We start from the raw sequence: 17973 nt of genomic DNA, 5'->3' as shown, positions 1-17973 counted from the left end.
GAAACCATGTCCCGACCGGTCGTCATTTCGCTATGGTGCGGGCATGGCAATCAAAGAAACCCGCGACATCGTCATCGAAGCCAGTCCCGAGGAGATCTTGGACGTCATCGCCGATTTCGAAGCGATGCCCGAGTGGTCCGAGCCCCACCAGAGCGCAGAGATCCTCGAGACCGGCGACGACGGACGGCCCAGCAAGGTCAAGATGAAAGTCCGGACGGCGGGCATCACCGACGAACAGGTGGTGGCTTACACCTTCAGCGGCAACGAGGTGACCTGGACGCTGGTCAGCTCCGGCCAGCAGAAGTCCCAGGATGGGAAGTACACCCTGGTGCCCAAGGGGGGCGACACGCTGGTGAAGATGGAGGTCAGCGTGGACCCGAACGTGCCGCTGCCTGGCTTCGTGCTCAAGCGGGCCGTCAAGGGGTCGATCGATTCCGCGACCAAAGGGCTGCGCGATCGCGTGCTGAAGGTCAAGAAGGGTAAGTAGCGATAGTGGTTGGTGGGGGGCCGCTGGCCGGGGTGAAGGTTATCGAATTGGGTGGCATCGGACCTGGGCCACACGCGGGAATGGTGCTTGCCGATTTGGGGGCTGACGTGGTGCGGGTGCGGCGGCCCGGCGGTCTGCAGATGCCGTCCGAAGATCGCGACCTGCTGCATCGCGGGAAGCGGATCGTCGACCTGGACGTCAAGACGCAGCCTCAGACGCTGTTGGACCTGGCTGCCAAGGCCGATGTGCTGCTGGACTGTTTCCGGCCCGGCACTTGTGAGCGACTCGGCATCGGACCCGAGGATTGCGCGGCGGTCAATCCGCGACTGATCTACGCGCGCATCACCGGTTGGGGACAGGACGGGCCGCTGGCCCCGACCGCGGGTCACGACATCAACTATTTGTCGCAGACCGGCGCGCTGTCGGCGCTGGGCTACCGTGACCGGCCACCGATGCCGCCGCTGAACCTGGTCGCCGACTTCGGCGGTGGCTCGATGCTGGTGCTGCTGGGCATCGTGGCCGCGCTGTACGAGCGGGAACGTAGCGGTCGTGGTCAGGTCGTCGACGCCGCGATGGTCGACGGGGTGAGTGTGCTCGCCCAGATGATGTGGACCATGAAGTCGACCGGCGCGCTGCGTGACCAACGCGAATCGTTCCTGCTCGACGGCGGCGCCCCGTTCTACCGCTGCTATGTGGCCTCCGACGGCAAGTATCTGGCCGTCGGCGCCATCGAGCCGCAATTCTTCGCCGCGCTGCTGGCCGGGCTCGGCCTGTCGGCCGACGAGGTGCCCAACCAGCTCGACATCGGGTCCTACCCGCAGATGCACAGCCTGTTCGCCGAACGGTTCGCCAGCCGGACTCGCGACGAGTGGACACAGGTTTTCGCCGGCACCGACGCCTGCGTAACCCCGGTGTTGACCTGGAGCGAAGCCGCCGCCAACGACCACCTGAACGCGCGGTCCACCGTGATCACCGCTCACGGCGTCGAGCAGGCCGCGCCCGCACCGCGGTTCTCCCGAACACCGTCCGGTCCGGTCGGTCGGCCGCCGGCCGCCACCACACCGATTACCGAAATCGACTGGTAACAAAGTAATTGTGCCAAACGGGCACACGAGCGGGACTGCGTTGCTAGCTTGGCAGTAGTGGCTGTACAAGCATCGCGTGAAATTGTGATTGACGCGCCGCCGGAAGTGATCATGGGGGCGTTGTACGACGTTGATGTCTTGTCGGAATGGTCTCCGCTGCACAGACGGGTCGAAGTACTCGACCGGTACCCGGATGGTCGCCCCCACCACGTCAAGGCCACCGTCAAGATCCTCGGGCTCGTCGACAACGAGATCCTGGAATACCACTGGGGCCCTAACTGGGTGGTATACGACGCCAAAGAGACATTCCAGCAGCATGGTCAGCACATCGAATACCGGGTACAACCCGAGGGTGCCGACAAAAGCCGGGTGCGTTTTGACATCACCGTCGAACCGTCGGGCCCAGTCCCAGGTTTCATCGTCAAGCGTGCGGCCAAGACCGTGCTGGACGCCGCGAGCGAGGGCTTGCGCAAATGGGTCGCGAATAACGGGGCCGGCCAGGACGGCGAGGGCTGATCGTCAGTGTCTATGCAGCAATCACGCTGCTGATTTGTACCAGTGGCCGTTCAAGCATCACGAGACATCGTCATTGATGCGCCGCCGGAAGTGATCCTCGACGCGCTCGCCGACGTCGGCTCGGTGCCGTCGTGGTCTTCGGTGCACAGGCGAGCGGAGGTCATCGACACCTATCCCGATGGCCGGCCGCGCCTCGCCAAAGTCACCGTCAAAGTGATCGGCATCGTCGATCAACAACTGCTCGAATTCCACTGGGGGCCTGACTGGATGGTGTGGGACGCGCTGAAGACCGTGCATCAACACGGCCAGCACGTCGAGTACACGCTGCACCGCGAGGGCGAGAACAGGACGCGGGTGCGGTTCGACATCACGTTGGAGCCGTCGGCGCCGCTGCCGGAGTTTCTGCTGAGCCGAGCGCGCAAAAAAGTGTTGAATGCCGCCACCGAGGGGCTGCGGGACTTCGTTATGAACCGCTCGACGTAGCGTCGCGCAATGCGCCCAGTCGCCTGATCGCCTCGTCGAGAGTGTCGTCGGTTTTGCAGAAGGTGAAGCGTACGAGGTGATTCCACACTTGGGCCTGATGTGCAGCATGGCCCGCCGTGGGATCGCAGAACGCCGACATCGGGATGGCAGCCACCCCAACCTTTTCCGGTAGTGCCGCACAGAACGCGGTGCTGTCGTCGTAACCGAGCGGGCGTGGGTCGGCACACAGGAAGTAGGTGCCGTGGCTGTCGTGAACCGCGAAGCCGATGCCGGCCAGCGCTGCCGCCAGCCGATCGCGTCTGGCCTGAAGGCGTGCGCGCAACCCGGCCACCCACTCGTCCTCAGTGTTCAGCGCCAGCGCCACCGCGGGCTGGAACGGCGCGCCGCCGACATAGCTCAGATACTGCTTGGCCGCGCGTACCCCGGCGATGAGTTGTTCTGGGCCGCAAGCCCATCCGATCTTCCAGCCGGTGCAGTTGAACATCTTGGCAGCGCTCGAGATGGTGATGGTGCGTTCGGCCATACCGTCCAAGCCCGCGAGTGGCAGGTGCTGCCGGCCGTCGAAGACCAGATGTTCGTAGACCTCATCGGTGATCACCAAAAGGTCTGCGGCCACGGCGATCTCGGCGATTGCCGCCAGCTCGGTCGTGCTGTACACCGCACCGGTCGGGTTGTGTGGGGAGTTGACGATCAACGCCCGGGTCCGGGGTGTCAGCGCGCGCCGTAGCGCGTCGGGGTCCAACGCAAAGCCGCGTCCATCAGGGACCAGCGGCACGGCCACCCGGTTGGTACCGGCCATCGCCACCACCGGCGAGTAGGAGTCGTAGAAGGGCTCGATCAGCAAGACCTCCGAGCCGGGTTCGACGAGGCCGAACACTGCTGACGCGATGGCCTCGGTGGCCCCGACCGTGACGAGCACCTCGGTGTCGGGGTCGTAGTCGATCCCGAAGTGCCGGTGGCGCTGGGCGGCGATCGCCTGGCGCAGCGGGGCGATGCCGAGGCCCGGTGGGTACTGGTTGACGCCGTCGGCGATGGCGTCTTGGGCGGCTGTCAGCATCGCCGCCGGCCCGTCCTCATCGGGAAAGCCCTGCCCGAGGTTCACCGCGCCGATGCGCGCGGCCAACGCCGACATCTCGGCGAACACCGTGGTTGCGTAGGGCCGCAGCCGCGACACCGTCATGCTGGTCGAGCTTAGGGTGCCGCCCCCAGCGGCTCGCGAGTGTGCGGCCAGCCGCACGTTCGACGCCGACTGTGCAGCCGACCGCACGCTCGGCGGGGGCCGGGGGCCGGGGGCGAGGGGCAAGGGGGCGGGGGCGAGGGCCGGGGCTCAAGGGGTCTGGCCAGCTAAGTCCCGCCCAACCAACAGGTTGGCCGACACCCCTGTTAGTGTGCCTCTACTGGTCCTAGTCTTTAACACGGATCTAACACACCCTTTTCTGGCGAACAGGAAGTCGACATGTCCGAAGAAGCCTTCATCTATGAGGCCATCCGCACGCCGCGTGGCAAGCAACGGAATGGCGCGCTGAACGAAGTCAAGCCACTGAACCTGGTCGTCGGCCTGATCGAGGAGCTACGCAAGCGCAATCCCGACCTCGACGAGAACCTGATCAGCGACGTCATCCTGGGGTGCGTCTCACCCGTCGGCGACCAGGGCGGCGACATCGCCCGTGCCGCGGTGCTGGCCTCCGGCATGCCGGTCACCTCCGGCGGCGTGCAGCTCAACCGGTTCTGCGCGTCGGGCCTGGAGGCCGTGAACACGGCCGCGCAAAAGGTGCGCTCGGGCTGGGACGACATGGTGCTGGCCGGCGGTGTGGAGTCGATGAGCCGGGTGCCGATGGGCTCCGACGGCGGCGCCATGGGACTGGACCCGGCGACTAACTATGACGTCATGTTCGTCCCGCAGGGCATTGGCGCCGACCTGATCGCCACCATCGAGGGCTTCTCCCGCGAGGACGTCGACAAATACGCGCTGCGCAGCCAGGAGAAGGCCGCCGAGGCATGGTCGGGCGGTTACTTCGCCAAGTCTGTGGTGCCGGTCCGCGACCAGAACGGCCTGCTGATCCTCGACCACGACGAGCACATGCGGCCCGACACCACCATGGAGGGTCTGGCCAAGCTGAAGTCGGCCTTCGAGGGCCTTGCGGCGATGGGTGGCTTCGACGACGTCGCTCTGCAGAAGTACCACTGGGTGGAGAAGATCAACCACGTGCACACCGGCGGCAACAGCTCCGGGATTGTGGACGGCGCCGCCCTGGTAATGATCGGCTCCGAGGCCGCCGGCAAGTCGCAGGGCTTGACGCCGCGGGCGCGCATCGTCGCCACCGCGACCAGCGGGGCCGACCCGGTCATCATGCTGACCGGACCTACTCCCGCCACCCTGAAGGTGCTCGACCGCGCCGGCCTGACCGTTGACGACATCGACCTGTTCGAGCTCAACGAGGCGTTCGCGTCGGTGGTGCTGAAGTTCCAGAAGGACCTGAACATCCCCGACGAGAAGCTCAACGTCAACGGCGGCGCCATCGCGATGGGCCACCCGCTGGGTGCCACCGGCGCGATGATCCTGGGCACCATGGTCGACGAGCTGGAGCGCCGCAACGCCCGGCGCGCGGTGGTGACGCTTTGCATTGGCGGCGGCATGGGCGTCGCGACGATCGTTGAGAGGGTCTAAGCGCATGGCAGACAATACGATTCAGTGGGACAAGGATGCCGATGGCATCGTCACACTGACCCTGGACGACCCGTCAGCGTCGGCCAACGTCATGAACGAGGGTTACATCGAGTCGATGGGCAAGGCCGTGGATCGCCTTGTCGCCGAGAAGGATTCGATCACCGGTGTGGTGATCACCAGCGCGAAGAAGACCTTCTTCGCCGGTGGTGACGTCAAGAGCATGATCCAAATCAGGCCCGAGAATGCCGGTGAAGCCTTCGATCTGGTCGAGACTGTCAAGAAGCAGCTGCGCACCATCGAGACTCTCGGCAAGCCGGCAGTGGCGGCCCTCAACGGCGCCGCGCTGGGCGGCGGCCTGGAAATCGCGCTGGCGTGCCATCATCGCATCGCGGCGGACGTGAAGGGGTCGCAGTTCGGCTTCCCCGAGGCGACGCTGGGGCTGCTGCCGGGCGCGGGTGGCGTCACCCGCACGGTGCGCATGCTGGGTATCCAGAACGCGTTCGTCACCGTGCTGTCGCAGGGCACCCGGTTCAAGCCGGCCAAGGCCAAGGAACTCGGGCTGATCGACGAGGTGCTCCCGACGGTCGAGGAACTGGTGCCCGCCGCCAAGGCGTGGATCAAGGCGAACCCGGATTCCCACGAACAGCCTTGGGACAAAAAGGGTTACAAGATCCCCGGCGGTACTCCGTCGTCGCCGGCACTGGCCGCCGTCCTGCCGTCGTTCCCGGCGCTGCTGCGCAAGCAGATCAAGGGCGCGCCGATGCCCGCGCCGAAAGCCATCCTGGCTGCCGCGGTCGAGGGCGCGCAGGTCGACTTCGACACCGCCAGCCGCATCGAGAGCCGCTACTTCACCACGCTGGTCACCGGCCAGGTTTCCAAGAACATGATCCAGGCGTTCTTCTTGGACCTGCAGACCATCAACAACGGTGGCAGCCGTCCCGACGGCATCGAGCCGGTCAAGATCAACAAGATCGGTGTGCTCGGTGCCGGCATGATGGGTGCCGGGATTGCCTACGTGTCGGCCAAGGCCGGCTACGACGTGGTGCTCAAAGACGTCAGTCTGGAGGCCGCGCAGAAGGGCAAGGGCTACTCCGAGAAGCTGGAAGCCAAGGCGCTGGAGCGGGGTCGCACCACGCAGGAGAAGAGCGGCGCCTTGTTGGCGCGCATCACGCCGACGGGCGACGCAGCTGATTTAAAGGGCGTGGACTTCGTCATCGAGGCGGTGTTCGAGAACCAGGACCTCAAGCACAAGGTGTTCCAGGAGATCGAGGACATCGTGGAGCCCAACGCGGTCCTGGGGTCGAACACGTCGACGCTGCCGATCACCGGCCTGGCGACCGGCGTCAAGCGGCAGGAGGACTTCATCGGGGTCCACTTCTTCTCGCCGGCCGACAAGATGCCACTGGTCGAGATCATCAAGGGCGAGAAGACATCTGACGAAGCCCTGGCTCGCGTGTTCGACTACACCCTGGCCATCGGCAAGACCCCGATCGTGGTCAACGACAGCCGCGGCTTCTTCACCTCGCGGGTCATCGGCACCTTCGTCAATGAGGCGTTGGCGATGCTTGGCGAGGGCGTGGAGCCGGCCAGCATCGAGCAGGCCGGCTCGCAGGCGGGTTACCCGGCGCCGCCGCTGCAGCTGTCCGACGAGCTCAACCTCGAGTTGATGCACAAGATTGCGACGGCCACCCGGAAGGCCGTTGAGGACGCCGGCGGCACCTACGAGCCGCATCCGGCCGAGGCGGTCGTCGAGAAGATGATCGAGCTGGGTCGGGCCGGGCGGCTGCACGGTGCCGGGTTCTACGAGTACGCCGACGGCAAGCGGACCGGGCTGTGGCCGGGGCTGCGCGAGGCGTTCAAGTCCGGCTCGTCGGAGCCGCCGCTGCAGGACATGATCGACCGGATGCTGTTCGCTGAGGCGCTGGAAACCCAGAAGTGCCTTGACGAGAACGTGTTGACGTCGACGGCCGACGCCAACATCGGGTCGATCATGGGCATCGGATTCCCGCCGTGGACCGGTGGCAGTGCGCAGTTCACCGTCGGCTACTTCGGTCCGGGCGGCACGGGCAAGGAAGCCTTCGTGGCCCGGGCCCGCGAGCTGGCGGAGAAGTACGGCGACCGTTTCCTACCGCCCGACTCGCTGACCTAAGTTAGGGCGAGCAGACGTAAAAGCACCCGACACCAGCGTAAGAGGCTTTAGTCAAGGGTTGGGGGGCCTACCCGTTCCTCGCCTCTACGTAGCTTCAAACGGGGTGTGGTTCCCGACGGCGTGCAATCGAGTTCGGTGAGGAAGGGGTGGGGCCTGCTCGTGGTGTCGGTCGAGGTGGTCCTCTACGCCGGGTGGAGCTTGGCCCCAACCTGTTCGGGGTGGGGTGGTTAGGCGGCGGTGGCCAGCTTGTCGGCGCCGGCGGCTGCGGCGTCCCAGGGGATGCGGCCGGTGGTGATGGCGTGGATCCAGCGCGGCGGCCAGGGCGGCGCGGGCCTGTCCGTCTTTGAGCTGATTGATGTTTCGGGTGGTCAGGTGTTGGTAGCGGGCGGCCATCACGGGATTGTGCGGTAGGGCACCCCAGACCGCGCGCCAGGCGGCCAGCCGCAACCCGGGCCTGCCGCGTCGGGAGATTCGCGATTGGCCGCTGAAGGTGCCGCTGGTGTTTTCCCGCGGGCACAGTCCCGCGTGTCTGACCAGTGCCCGGGCACTGTCGAAGCGGGTGGGGTCGCCGATTTCGGCGAGCATCGCCGCCGACCCGACCGCGGAGATCCCCGGGATGCCGGTCACCAGCTCGGTGAGCGCCAGCTGGTCAAGGATGGCAACCATGCGGGTTTCCACCTCGAGCTTGCGGGCCGTGGTATGGCGCCGCTTTCGCGCATATCGACCTCGCGATGCACCTGGTGGCGTCGGTCAGCCCGCAACTGGCCGACGCGACCGCGGGTGCGCTGCTGTTCGACCAGCGCCCGGCGCGCAGCGTCCAAGCCGCCGACGCATATCTGTCGTCCACCGACCGGCTGCTCGTCGATTTCGAAACCTGGATACGCGACAACCTTGACCGCGAAATCACCATTCCCGATGCGGCTTTCGCGATCGGGACCACCCGCCGCACGCTGGAGCGGCGGGTTCGCGAGCAGCTCGGCCTCACGCCGTATGGACTCGTTCAACGGCTGCGCGTCGAGCGGGCGCAGCACTTGCGCAAGACGACGTCGCTGAGCCTGGACAAGATCGCCGGAATGGTTGGCTACGGTAGCGCGTCGGCCCTGCGCCAGGCGCAGAAATCGCTGCACTGATTGCTCGCCCTCAACAAGCGGCTGCGAGCCGGCGCCATTGCTCGCGAGGGAATTCGCGCGGGTCGGCCGTCACCACTTGGACGCAAACATGGTCGGCGCCGGCCGAACGATGTTCGCCGACCCTTCGCATGACCGCCTCCTCGTCGCCCCACACGATGATCGCGTCGATCAGACGATCGCTGATCTGGGTCAAGTCGTCTTCGGTGAACCCACTGCGCAGCAGATTGTCGGCGTAGTTCGGCAACGCCAGATACGCGCGGAGCCAACCGGTTCCGATGCGACGCGCCTCGTCGGCGTTGTCGCACATGATGGCGGTCTGTTCCGGCAGCAGTAACGGGCCCTGGCCCAAAGTCGAACGGGCAGAAGCGGTGTGCTCCGGCGTGACGAGGTACGGGTGTGCGCCGCGGGCGCGGGTTGCGGACAATTCCAGCATCTTCGGGCCGAGCGCGGCAAGGACCCGCCGGTCGGTGGGCACCGGCCGCGGCGCGGCATCCAACCCGTCCAGAAATGACGCCGTCGCCGCCAGCGGTTTGCGGTACCGCCCTGGCTCGCCGGCGTCGATCAGCGGCGCGTGGCTGACTCCGATTCCCAGCAGGAAGCGGTCGCCGTGCTCGGCAGTGAGCGACGCGAAGGATGCAGCGACATCCTCGGCCGAGTGCATCCAGAGGTTCAAGATCCCTGTGGCGATCACGGTGCGCTTGGTCGCGGCAAGCAGGTGACCCACCGCGTCGAACACCGGTCCGCCGACGTCTGGAATCCACAGCGCTGAAAAGCCGAGCTCATCCAATTCCGCTGCCGCTTCAGCGGATTCGGACGCATTGCCGAAGCGCAGTTGACTGCTCCAAATGCCGACACCGGTAAGTTCCATCCAGATCAGTCCTCTCGGGGCGGGTGCTTTTGCGTCTGCTCGCCCTACACGGGGGAGTACTCCTTGAACTGCATGGAGTCGTAGAGCCGCACACCCTTGGTGTTCAACTTCGCTACGGCCTTGGTGAGTCGGGCGGGCAGCAGTGAGATCAGCTGGGCGCCACGGGTCAGCGCCCATAGACCGGCCGCGGAGCCGGGGACGAGGGTCTTGGCAATGGTGCGCGCAAAGGCGCGGCTGCGGAGCACCGGGTCGCGCATCTCCTGCTCGTAGGCCGCGAAAGCCCGCGCGTAATCTCCGTCTGCTTGCGCCAATTCGCCGGCCAGGATGTAGGCGCCGAGCACCGCGATGCTTGTACTGCCGCCGACCGCGGGCCCCGGGCAGTATCCCGCGTCTCCGACCAGCGTGACTCGCCCGCACGACCAGCTGTCCAGCTGCAGTTGGGTGATCGAGTCGAAGTAGAACGCGGGCGTGCGGTCGAGTTCCTCCAGCCAGCCGTCCACCTGCGGATGCATCCCGGTGAACGCCTCGCGCAATAACTCCTTTTGCCGCACGGCATCTCGATAGTGGTATTGCAGCTCATCTTTGCTACGGAACATGAACAATGAGCGTGCGTCGTCGAGGGGCTGCGCGGTATAGATCCCCGCGAGGCGGCCGACGCTCAGATGGACGACCATCTCTCGGTCGCGCGCAAGCGCCTTGGGCACCGACTGCACCGCCAGGTACCCGCCGAGGAACTGAGTGCGTCCGGCGTCTTCGCCGAAGACCAGCCGGCGGACGTTCGAGTGCAGCCCGTCGGCGCCGATCACGACATCGAATGTGCGTGCCGCCGTGTGCTCGAAAGTTACTGTGCCGTCTGGTGATATCGCGGTGATCGAGTCACCGAACAGGTACTCGACGTCGTCACGGCCGGCGTTGTAGTAGACCTCGCTGAGGTCGTCGCGCATGATTTCGACGTGGCGATCGGAGGTGGCCGCAGTGACCTTGGTGATGTCGATGTGTACGGGTCGACGGGCGCCTTGGCGATACATGGTCAGCTCGGTCGTCCCGGTGGCCAGCGCCTCGATGTCTGGCAGCACGCCCATCTTTTCCGAGATCTCCATGGCCGGGCGGAACAGGTCGACGGCGTGGCCGCCGGTCTTTCGCAGTTGGGGTGCGCGTTCGACGATGGTGACGTCGACGCCGCGCCGGGTGAGCCAATACGCCAGGACCGGGCCGGAGATGCTGGCCCCCGAGATCAGAACACGCATGGCGACCTCCTTTGACCGTTGGAAGTTAGGTCAGCCTAACACATGGCTTACCTATCGGTAAGTCAGTTAGGCTGTTGAAGTGACCAAGCCCCGGTCAGACACCCGACAGCGTATCCAAGAGGTCGCCCGCGACCTGTTCGCGCAGCAAGGGGTGCAGCGCACCAGCCTGCAGGACATCGCGGACCGGCTGGGGATCACCAAACCCGCTTTGTACTACCACTTCGCGTCGCGGGAAGAGTTGGTGCGCAGCATCCTGGTCCCGCTGATCGACGAGGGCGAGCGATTTGTCGACGATCAGGAGCGTCACGCTGACCCGGACCCTCGCAGCTTGCTGGAGGGGTATTTCGATTTCCACTACCGGCACCGCCAGGACATGGTGCTGGTGCTCGCCGAGCTGACGATGCTGGCCGACCTCGGCCTCATCGACAAGGTGCTGGCCTGGCGTGATCGGCTAGGCAAGCTGGTCTTCGGCACGGAGCCGACGCTGGCGGAGTCCACCCGAGCGGTAGTGGCGTTCGGCGGTCTGCAGGACTGCTGCCTACAGTTTCCGGACACGCCTTACGAGGCGTTGCGCGCGACTTCGGTGGAGGCCGCGCTCGACGCGCTGGGTGTGTGACCCGGGATGTGGGGGTTAGCGTCAGGCAGCCAGCGTAGGTGCTCGTAGGGACCAAGCATTTCCAGCCGTCGCCACAGCACGCTAGTTGGCAACGCCTGACTGCGATGCTCGCGTACCGCCTGGTATTGCCGAGATCGGTTCACGCGCACACTCAAGTCGATGTCACCGGGCGAGTGTCCGCTGAACCCCGCGGCGTATTCGGTGTTCAGTGCACCCGCTACCCTGGCGGGCACCGTCCATCCGAGCACCGGCAGCCCGACCTTGGCTGCAGCGGATCGCGCTGCTGCGGTCGCATGCCGGTGGTCGGGGTGCCCGGTGACGCCGGTGGGATCGAATACCAGCAGGCCCTCCACACCCAATCGCTCCGCGAGATCGACGACCGGGACGGCTAATTCGTCAAGGGGCGTATCGGCTAACTGCCCGTCTGGATAGCGCAAAAGCTCGACCGTGCCGACACCGAGCTCGGCGGCCGCGGCCGCCAGCTCTTGGGCGCGTATTTCACCGAGGTCGCCGGCGACGCCGTGTAGCGTCGACGCCTCACCCTGGGTCAGGCACAACACCGCAAGCTCTGCTCCCTGCTCAGCGAACGTGGAAAGGATTGCGCCTAAACCAAACGACTCGTCATCGGGGTGGGCGACCACGGCGAGAACAGATCGCCATGCGGGAAGCCGGTCATCGACCATCAGAGTCCTCCGAAATCCGGATGGCGGATTCGACTTCGTCGACCGGTAGATCCTTGGTGCAGAAGAACCAATCCTCGCAGTGCGCGTCGTCGGCATGTCCGTCCATTCGCTCTCGTGCGGTGCCGCAAGTGCCGGGAGCGGGCAGGATTACCGGTTCGCCGGGGCGCCAGTCGGCTGGCGTTGCGACGCCAAAATGGTCGGCTGTCTGCAGCGCCTTGACGACGCGGAGCAATTCGTCGAAGTTGCGCCCGAGGCTTAGCGGGTAGTAGACGATCGCTCGGATGGCTCCCTTGGGGTCGACGACGAAAACCGCTCGCACCGCCTTGCTCGAATCTTCGCCAGGCATGATCATCCCGTACTTCTTGGCGACATCCATGGACACGTCTTCGATTACCGGGTAGTCGATTTCGACGTCCTTGAGAGCACGGAAGGAGATCTTGTCTTTGATCGTTCGTAGCCAAGCGATGTGGCTGTATAGTCCGTCGACCGAAAGTCCCACCAGTTCGGTGTTGTAGGCCGCGAACTGGGCGCGCATCGACGCAAAGGTCATGAGCTCGGTTGTGCAGACCGGAGTGAAATCGGCTGGATGCGAGAAGAGGATGACCCATTTACCTTCGTAGTCGCCGGGGAAGTTGATCTCGCCCTGGGTGGTCAGAGCGGTGAACGCGGGCGCCGTGTCGCCGATACGTGGCATCGACGTCGTCGTGGCGCTGGCTTCTGTGGTGGTGGTCATCGTGACCTGTCCTTTCTTTACCGCTAAGGTCGCCTATACCAGGCGGGGTATGGTCGCCGGCCATAAGTTGTGGCGGCTCATATCGTCACCGCCTTGCAGCATGCATCCGAAGCCCCGGCGGTGCGTAGGGCCGAAGGTCATTGAGCCACGGGTGCTGGTCCACCATCGTCCGAACATATGGTCGTAAAGCGCTGTTGCAGTTCGATGTTGGCAGCCGGGCAGCATATTGTTGTTTCTCCTATCCCGGGGGCCGTCATTGCAAGTGCACCGTTGGTCTGCCGGCACTGACTTCATGACGCGGTCGGCGTGCTGACCGCAGCCCGCCCATGTGGTCTTGCCGCAACGAGGGCACCGCACCGGATAGCACATATTGGATCGTCAGCTGTGAGTCGAAGTGATCGAGCGTTAGACCTTTGCGGCCGCTTTGCGCTCGGCGATTTGAGCGCGCACCCTGGCCATGTCGAGACCCTTGATCTGGCCGATCAAGTCCTTCAGCGCCGCCGGAGGCATCGCGCCGGGCTGGCTGTACACGAGGATCCCGTCGCGAAACGCCATAATCGTGGGAATGGATCGGATGCCGACCGTTGCCGCGAGTTCGCGCTCGGCCTCGGTATCGACCTTGACGTGAACGACGTCGGGGTGGTCCTGCGCGGAGCGTTCGAAGACGGGTGCAAAGGCCCGGCATGGGCCACACCAGGACGCCCAGAAATCGACCAGCACGATCGGATTCGCCAGGATCGTCGATTCGAAATCGGTTGCAGTGACGGTTTTTACTGACATTTTACTTTCCTTTCGGTACTTGCAGCGGGAAGTGACCCGCAGCGAGTGACTATTGGAGCGATCTCGTGCCGGGGGTTGCGTCGGCGAATTCGCAGAACGCGTCATAAGCTCGCGCGCCGTAGATGGTGGCCGGCCCGCCGTGCATGAGGATGCTCACGCCAATGGCTTCAGCGGCTTCCTCCTTGGAGGCTCCGGCGCGCGCTGCGCCCTGGGCATGTGACGCGATGCAGCCGTCGCAGCCGGCAACAACCCCGATGGCCAGCGCGATGAGCTCCTTGAATTTCTTCTCTAAAGCCCCTGAGGTCAGTGCGCCGTTGCTCATCTCGGCAAATCCCCGGTACACGTCGGGGATCATCTGACGTAGGGCGCGATGCTTCGGATTGAGGTCGTCGAGGACGTCGTGGTAGTGGCCGTGTTCGCTCATGTCTTATATAATAGCAATACCCCCATGGGTATTCCCGGAGCCGGCATAGACTTCCGGCGATGCCCAACCTGGTATACCCTGGGGGGTAACGTGCGGGCATAGTCGAAGGAACTAGGAGCTCGCGGCACGGAACTGCCGCAGAGACAAACAGAGATTGGGAAAGGATTTCGATGACCTCGGGTCTGAGCGCCAAACTGGACACCTCGTTCGAGGAAGCGGTCGAACGGATCACTCGAGCTCTGGCAGACCAGGGCTTCGGTGTCCTGACCACCATCGACGTCAAGGCGACACTGAAGAACAAGCTCGGCAAGGACATGGAAGACTATCTGATCCTCGGTGCCTGCAATCCGACGTTGGCACACCGCGCCCTCGACATAGACCGCCAGATCGGCCAGCTGTTGCCGTGCAACGTCGTAGTGCGAACCGATCCAGACAGTCCGGGCGACACGGTGCTGGTCGAGGCGATGGACCCGCAAATCATGGTCCAGGTGGTGGGCCAGCCGGCCCAGCTGCAGGCCGTCGCCGATGAGGCCGCCGCCAAACTGCAAGCCGCGATGAGTGCGGTCGTCCAGACAGCTCAAGCGGGGTAGCCCGTCCGCAAAGCGGTCCGAGGGCGTTCACCTTCGCCGCGTCGCCACACGTGCGCTCGGTGTGGACGCATTCCGCAGTCCACCTTGAGTGCGGCTTCTGCTCAGCTTTCCTTTCAGTTGTGCCTCATCTGTGATGGGGCCATACGTGCGATGATCACCGGAATACGGGCGGCGTTCACAACTGCGGTGCTGACCGAGCCCAGCAGCATGCCGGGAAACCCGCCGCGCCCGTGGCTGCCCACGACGACGAGCTGGGCCTTCTGAGTCTGCTCGAACAGGCGGAATGCGGGCCGATCGCACACCACGACCTTGTGCACAACGACATCGGGATACTGTTCCTGCCATCCGCACAGGCGTTCGGCAAGGACTTCTTTTTCTTGGTCTTCGATATTTCTCCACTCGATGGGTGCCCAATTCGTGCTCGGAAACCCGAGTGGACCCATGTCGCTCCAGGCATGCAGCGCAACCAATTCCACACCCCGGCGCGATGCTTCGTCGAAGGCGATCTCGGTGGCCAACTCGGAAGTGGGCGAGCCGTCGATGCCGACCACCACCGGGGCCTGCGCCGAGTGCGCCGTGAGCGGGCTCTCATCGTGTATGACCGCGACAGGGCAATGCGCGTGGTGTGTGAGCCCGGAGCCGACCGATCCCAGTAAGGCTTGGGACACCGCGCCGTATCCGCGGCAGCCCACGACCAGCATGTCGGCCTGCTCGGACACTTCGACTAGGGCGGGCACTACCCGGGCGTGCAGCACCTCGCTCGTAACGTTCGGTGCGCGGCCTGGCGAGGCGGCTTCCGTGGCAACCTTGTGTGCCTGTTCGACTATTTGCTGCGCTTGCTCTTGCTGCAACCGCACATACTCGGCAGATGCCGCGATATCCAAACTCCCCACTCCTGCGGTCACCATTGGAGCCACGACATGCACCAACTTGATTGGCACATTCCGTAACTCGGCATCCCGGATCGCCCATTGGACTGCCGTGGTCGACGATGGTGAGCCATCGACACCCACGACGATTCCAGGATGCGTGTGTTTTTCTGACATGTGATTCTCCGTCCTCGAATGCGTGTCGTAAGCCATTCAGAACCACCGCTCACGTTAGGCAACCAGCGCGGTCGAAGCAGGAGTCATTGGTCCCCAACTGATGGGTGCTGGTGCCCTGGGGGTCGAAGGCCAGACTTGAGCGTTCAGGCGCCTGCCCACCGTTTGAATACGCGGCCTTATCTTCGTCCGGAGTGAGTCCCTTCAGCGACGGGCCGTTGTCCATTCAAGTCTGTCAGCCCGGAATCGGCGCTCGACGGAATCTGTGGCTTGGTAGCTACGCCATCCGCTTCTTCGCCGAGTAGCAGCGAACGCACTAGTCGGCGCGGCCCGAAGGGTCGCAGCATGTAGCTGGCCGGGCGGGGCCGTACGTTTTGTGGCCACCAGAACCACCGCCCGAGCAGTGCGGCGACCGAGGGGGTCATGAGCGAGCGCACGACCAGGGTGTCGAACAGCAGCCCCAAGCCAATTGTGCTGCCGGCCTGACCAATCGAGTGCAGGTCGCTCGCGGCCATCGACATCATGGTGAAGGCGAACACCAGGCCTGCCGCGGTGACGACACCACCCGTTTCGCCCATGGAGCGGATGATCCCGGTCCTTAGTCCCGCGCCGATTTCCTCCTGGAATCGGGAGACGAGCAGCAGGTTGTAGTCGGATCCCACGGCCAGCAGAATGATCAACCCGAACACCGGCGCGATCCAGTTCAAGTCCAGGCCGAAAATGTGTTGCCAGACCAGCACGGACAGCCCGAAGGCGGCGCCAAGCGACAGCAACACAGTGCCGACGATTACCAGGGATGCAACCAGGGCGCGCGTAATGATCACCATCACAGCGAATATCAGCGTCATCGCAGCGATTCCAACGATCATGAGGTCGTATTTCGAGCCGGTTTGTATGTCGTTGTAGATCGCCGCGGTCCCGGTGAGGAAAAACTTGGCATCCGCCAGGGGTGTGCCCTTCACGGCTGCGTGCGCTGAGTTGAGTTCCGGGACGACGGCCGAGATGCCTTTGGGTGTCGCCGGGTCTGCGTCGTGGGTGATGATAAACCGCGCCGCCTTGCCGTCCGGCGACAGGAAAATCTTGAGGCCGCGTTGGAAGTCGGGGTTGTCGAATGCTTCTGGCGGCAGGTAGAAGTAGTCGTCGGCCTTGGATGAGTCAAAGGCCCGGCCCATCGCGCTGGCAGTGTCCGTCATCCGGGACATCTGCGTGACCAGGCCGGAAAAGCTGCTGTGCAGGGTTAGCAAGGTCCCTTGCATGGACTGCGCGACCGCGATGATCGGCGGGAACTGCGCGAGCATTTGGGGCAGGAGCGAGTCGACACTGTGCATGTCTTTGAGAAGCGTGCTCATATTCTCGCTGAACTTGTCCACGCCGTCGATGGCGTCGAACACCGACCTGACCGCCCAGCAGGCCGGAATGTTGAAACAGTGCTGTTCCCAATAGAAATAGTTGCGGAGCGGCCTGACGGCATCGTCGAAATCCGCAAGATGATCCCGCATCTCATCCAGCGTTGCCTTCATGTCGGTCATGTCGCCGACCATGTGGTGCGTTGTGCCGCTCAGTTGGCCCAGCAAGCCGTACATCCGCTGCAGGGAACCGATCATGACCCCAAGATCGTCGCTCATCTTGAGCATGTCGCCCATTCGGTCTTTCATGAACTGCAAGTTCTCCTGTATCGGAAGCGCTTGCATGCTGACCTGGAAGGGTATCGAGCTATGCTCGATCGGCCCGCCCAAGGGCCGGGTGATGTTTTGGACTCTCGCGATGCCCGGTGTACGGAAGATGTCCTTGGCGATCCGGTCGAGGATGATCATGTCGCTCGAATTTCGCATATCGTGGTCGGCTTCGAGCATGAGGATGTCGGGATTGAGTCTGGCAGCGCTGAAATGCCCTTCCGCCGCAGCGTATCCGACGTTCGACGGGAGCTTCGAGGGGATGTAGTAGCGGTCGTTGTAGCTGATCTTCATGCTGGGCACGACGAGCAAGCCGACGAGGGTGATGAGTAGTGACGCCACGAAGATCGGCCCGGGCCAGCGGACGGTTGCAGTGCCAATGCGCCGCCAGCCGCGCGTCTTGATCATCCGTTTGGGATCGAGCAAACCAAATCGGGTCGACACCGCAATGATGGCCGGGGCGGCCGTGAGCGCCCCCGCGACGACGATGAGCAACCCCAGGGCGGACGGGATGCCAAGGGCCTTGAAGTACGACAACCGTGCGAGATGAAGGCAGAACGATGCTCCGGCGATCGTCAACCCAGAGCCCAAGATGACGTGATAGGTTCCGCGGAACATCGTGTACCAGGCCGTTTCTCGGTCTTGACCGGCCTGACGTGCCTCTTGATAGCGTCCGATGAGGAATATCGCGTAATCCGTTCCCGCGGCAATGGCCAGTGACGACAGCATCGCGACGACGAACGTCGAAAAGCCCAATAGGCCGCTGTTCCCGAGGATCGCGACGACCCCTCGGGCGGT

General features: G+C 64.3%; 19 protein-coding genes. 9 read left to right on the top strand and 10 right to left on the bottom strand.

The window, feature by feature from the left end; all coding sequences use genetic code 11:
- Positions 1 to 43 precede the first annotated feature (43 nt).
- Genes VML93_RS10470 through VML93_RS10455 form a run of 4 tightly spaced genes read left to right on the top strand, consistent with a single transcriptional unit; the run spans position 44 to position 2571 of the window.
- Positions 44 to 487 carry an SRPBCC family protein gene (locus VML93_RS10470; protein ID WP_325610302.1) on the top strand — a complete coding sequence of 148 codons (444 nt, stop codon included), beginning with the start codon at positions 44 to 46 and terminating at the stop codon, positions 485 to 487.
- Between the two features lie 5 nt (positions 488 to 492).
- Positions 493 to 1572 (top strand): CaiB/BaiF CoA-transferase family protein, encoded by a 1080-nt coding sequence (locus tag VML93_RS10465; RefSeq protein WP_325610300.1) that lies wholly within the window; start codon positions 493 to 495, stop codon positions 1570 to 1572.
- Between the two features lie 57 nt (positions 1573 to 1629).
- Positions 1630 to 2088, top strand: coding sequence for an SRPBCC family protein (locus VML93_RS10460; protein ID WP_325610299.1), 459 nt, complete (start codon positions 1630 to 1632; stop codon positions 2086 to 2088).
- A gap of 42 nt (positions 2089 to 2130) precedes the next feature.
- On the top strand, positions 2131 to 2571 hold the full coding sequence (locus tag VML93_RS10455) for an SRPBCC family protein (protein ID WP_325610297.1): 441 nt from the start codon (positions 2131 to 2133) through the stop codon (positions 2569 to 2571).
- Here VML93_RS10455 and VML93_RS10450 read toward each other — a convergent pair.
- Entirely contained in the window at positions 2552 to 3751 is a 1200-nt protein-coding gene (locus tag VML93_RS10450) for a pyridoxal phosphate-dependent aminotransferase (protein WP_325610295.1), read from the bottom strand. The genes VML93_RS10455 and VML93_RS10450 overlap by 20 nt on opposite strands.
- Before the next feature lie 276 nt (positions 3752 to 4027).
- Here VML93_RS10450 and VML93_RS10445 point away from each other — a divergent pair, with 276 nt between their 5' ends.
- Both VML93_RS10445 and VML93_RS10440 read left to right on the top strand, forming a co-directional pair.
- Positions 4028 to 5239: an acetyl-CoA C-acetyltransferase gene (locus VML93_RS10445; protein ID WP_325610293.1), complete on the top strand. Its 1212-nt coding sequence runs from the start codon at positions 4028 to 4030 to the stop codon at positions 5237 to 5239.
- Between the two features lie 4 nt (positions 5240 to 5243).
- Positions 5244 to 7388 carry a 3-hydroxyacyl-CoA dehydrogenase NAD-binding domain-containing protein gene (locus VML93_RS10440; RefSeq protein WP_325610292.1) on the top strand — a complete coding sequence of 715 codons (2145 nt, stop codon included), beginning with the start codon at positions 5244 to 5246 and terminating at the stop codon, positions 7386 to 7388.
- Positions 7389 to 7472: 84 nt separating this feature from the next.
- On the opposite strand, the gene VML93_RS10435 is transcribed toward VML93_RS10440, so the two are convergent.
- Entirely contained in the window at positions 7473 to 8054 is a 582-nt protein-coding gene (locus VML93_RS10435; RefSeq protein ID WP_325610290.1) for an IS110 family transposase, read from the bottom strand.
- A 65-nt stretch (positions 8055 to 8119) separates the two neighbouring features.
- Between VML93_RS10435 and VML93_RS10430 the strand changes: the two genes are divergently transcribed.
- Complete coding sequence (locus VML93_RS10430; RefSeq protein ID WP_325610288.1) at positions 8120 to 8518, top strand: helix-turn-helix domain-containing protein; 399 nt, start codon at positions 8120 to 8122, stop codon at positions 8516 to 8518.
- Between the two features lie 10 nt (positions 8519 to 8528).
- On the opposite strand, the gene VML93_RS10425 is transcribed toward VML93_RS10430, so the two are convergent.
- Together VML93_RS10425 and VML93_RS10420 are read right to left on the bottom strand one after the other, a co-directional pair.
- A complete protein-coding gene (locus tag VML93_RS10425) occupies positions 8529 to 9386 on the bottom strand; it encodes an LLM class F420-dependent oxidoreductase (protein WP_325610286.1) in 858 nt (285 codons plus the stop codon).
- 44 nt (positions 9387 to 9430) lie between these two features.
- Entirely contained in the window at positions 9431 to 10633 is a 1203-nt protein-coding gene (locus VML93_RS10420) for an FAD-dependent monooxygenase (protein WP_325610284.1), read from the bottom strand.
- A gap of 79 nt (positions 10634 to 10712) precedes the next feature.
- On the opposite strand from VML93_RS10420, the gene VML93_RS10415 reads away from it, so the two are divergent.
- Positions 10713 to 11249, top strand: a complete 537-nt coding sequence (locus VML93_RS10415; RefSeq protein WP_325610282.1) for a TetR/AcrR family transcriptional regulator — start codon at positions 10713 to 10715, stop codon at positions 11247 to 11249.
- Here the strand turns inward: VML93_RS10415 and VML93_RS10410 are convergent.
- The 4 genes from VML93_RS10410 to VML93_RS10395 all read right to left on the bottom strand — a co-directional run bounded on the left by VML93_RS10410 (position 11192) and on the right by VML93_RS10395 (position 13869).
- Positions 11192 to 11932: a PIG-L family deacetylase gene (locus VML93_RS10410; RefSeq protein WP_414686324.1), complete on the bottom strand. Its 741-nt coding sequence runs from the start codon at positions 11930 to 11932 to the stop codon at positions 11192 to 11194. The genes VML93_RS10415 and VML93_RS10410 overlap by 58 nt on opposite strands.
- Entirely contained in the window at positions 11922 to 12665 is a 744-nt protein-coding gene (locus tag VML93_RS10405) for a peroxiredoxin (RefSeq protein ID WP_325610280.1), read from the bottom strand. Before VML93_RS10405 ends, VML93_RS10410 begins: the two co-directional genes overlap by 11 nt.
- A 405-nt stretch (positions 12666 to 13070) precedes the next feature.
- Positions 13071 to 13445 (bottom strand): thioredoxin, encoded by a 375-nt coding sequence (gene trxA, locus VML93_RS10400; RefSeq protein WP_325610278.1) that lies wholly within the window; start codon positions 13443 to 13445, stop codon positions 13071 to 13073.
- Positions 13446 to 13494: 49 nt separating this feature from the next.
- Positions 13495 to 13869 (bottom strand): carboxymuconolactone decarboxylase family protein, encoded by a 375-nt coding sequence (locus VML93_RS10395; RefSeq protein WP_325610276.1) that lies wholly within the window; start codon positions 13867 to 13869, stop codon positions 13495 to 13497.
- 170 nt (positions 13870 to 14039) lie between these two features.
- Here VML93_RS10395 and VML93_RS10390 point away from each other — a divergent pair, with 170 nt between their 5' ends.
- Positions 14040 to 14459, top strand: a complete 420-nt coding sequence (locus VML93_RS10390) for a DUF302 domain-containing protein (protein ID WP_325610275.1) — start codon at positions 14040 to 14042, stop codon at positions 14457 to 14459.
- A 113-nt stretch (positions 14460 to 14572) separates the two neighbouring features.
- On the opposite strand, the gene VML93_RS10385 is transcribed toward VML93_RS10390, so the two are convergent.
- Both VML93_RS10385 and VML93_RS10380 read right to left on the bottom strand, forming a co-directional pair.
- Positions 14573 to 15505, bottom strand: a complete 933-nt coding sequence (locus tag VML93_RS10385; protein WP_325610304.1) for a universal stress protein — start codon at positions 15503 to 15505, stop codon at positions 14573 to 14575.
- 176 nt (positions 15506 to 15681) lie between these two features.
- Positions 15682 to 17973: MMPL family transporter (locus tag VML93_RS10380; protein ID WP_325610273.1), on the bottom strand; the 2292-nt coding region annotated here is incomplete at its 5' end.

This window comes from Mycobacterium sp. (genome assembly GCF_035499775.1).
Classification (GTDB): domain Bacteria; phylum Actinomycetota; class Actinomycetes; order Mycobacteriales; family Mycobacteriaceae; genus Mycobacterium.
The sequence above is the reverse complement of the archived record's forward strand: the minus strand, read 5'-3'. Positions and strand labels throughout refer to the sequence as shown.

Coding starts and splice junctions, on each gene's coding strand:
- VML93_RS10470 (WP_325610302.1), top strand. CDS start 44: ATGGCAATCAAAGAAACCCGCGACATCGTCATCGAAGCCAGTCCCGAG.
- VML93_RS10450 (WP_325610295.1), bottom strand. CDS start 3,751: ATGACGGTGTCGCGGCTGCGGCCCTACGCAACCACGGTGTTCGCCGAG.
- VML93_RS10445 (WP_325610293.1), top strand. CDS start 4,028: ATGTCCGAAGAAGCCTTCATCTATGAGGCCATCCGCACGCCGCGTGGC.
- VML93_RS10440 (WP_325610292.1), top strand. CDS start 5,244: ATGGCAGACAATACGATTCAGTGGGACAAGGATGCCGATGGCATCGTC.
- VML93_RS10435 (WP_325610290.1), bottom strand. CDS start 8,054: ATGGTTGCCATCCTTGACCAGCTGGCGCTCACCGAGCTGGTGACCGGC.
- VML93_RS10430 (WP_325610288.1), top strand. CDS start 8,120: ATGCACCTGGTGGCGTCGGTCAGCCCGCAACTGGCCGACGCGACCGCG.
- VML93_RS10425 (WP_325610286.1), bottom strand. CDS start 9,386: ATGGAACTTACCGGTGTCGGCATTTGGAGCAGTCAACTGCGCTTCGGC.
- VML93_RS10420 (WP_325610284.1), bottom strand. CDS start 10,633: ATGCGTGTTCTGATCTCGGGGGCCAGCATCTCCGGCCCGGTCCTGGCG.
- VML93_RS10410 (WP_414686324.1), bottom strand. CDS start 11,932: ATGGTCGATGACCGGCTTCCCGCATGGCGATCTGTTCTCGCCGTGGTC.
- VML93_RS10405 (WP_325610280.1), bottom strand. CDS start 12,665: ATGACCACCACCACAGAAGCCAGCGCCACGACGACGTCGATGCCACGT.
- trxA (WP_325610278.1), bottom strand. CDS start 13,445: ATGTCAGTAAAAACCGTCACTGCAACCGATTTCGAATCGACGATCCTG.
- VML93_RS10395 (WP_325610276.1), bottom strand. CDS start 13,869: ATGAGCGAACACGGCCACTACCACGACGTCCTCGACGACCTCAATCCG.
- VML93_RS10390 (WP_325610275.1), top strand. CDS start 14,040: ATGACCTCGGGTCTGAGCGCCAAACTGGACACCTCGTTCGAGGAAGCG.
- VML93_RS10385 (WP_325610304.1), bottom strand. CDS start 15,505: ATGTCAGAAAAACACACGCATCCTGGAATCGTCGTGGGTGTCGATGGC.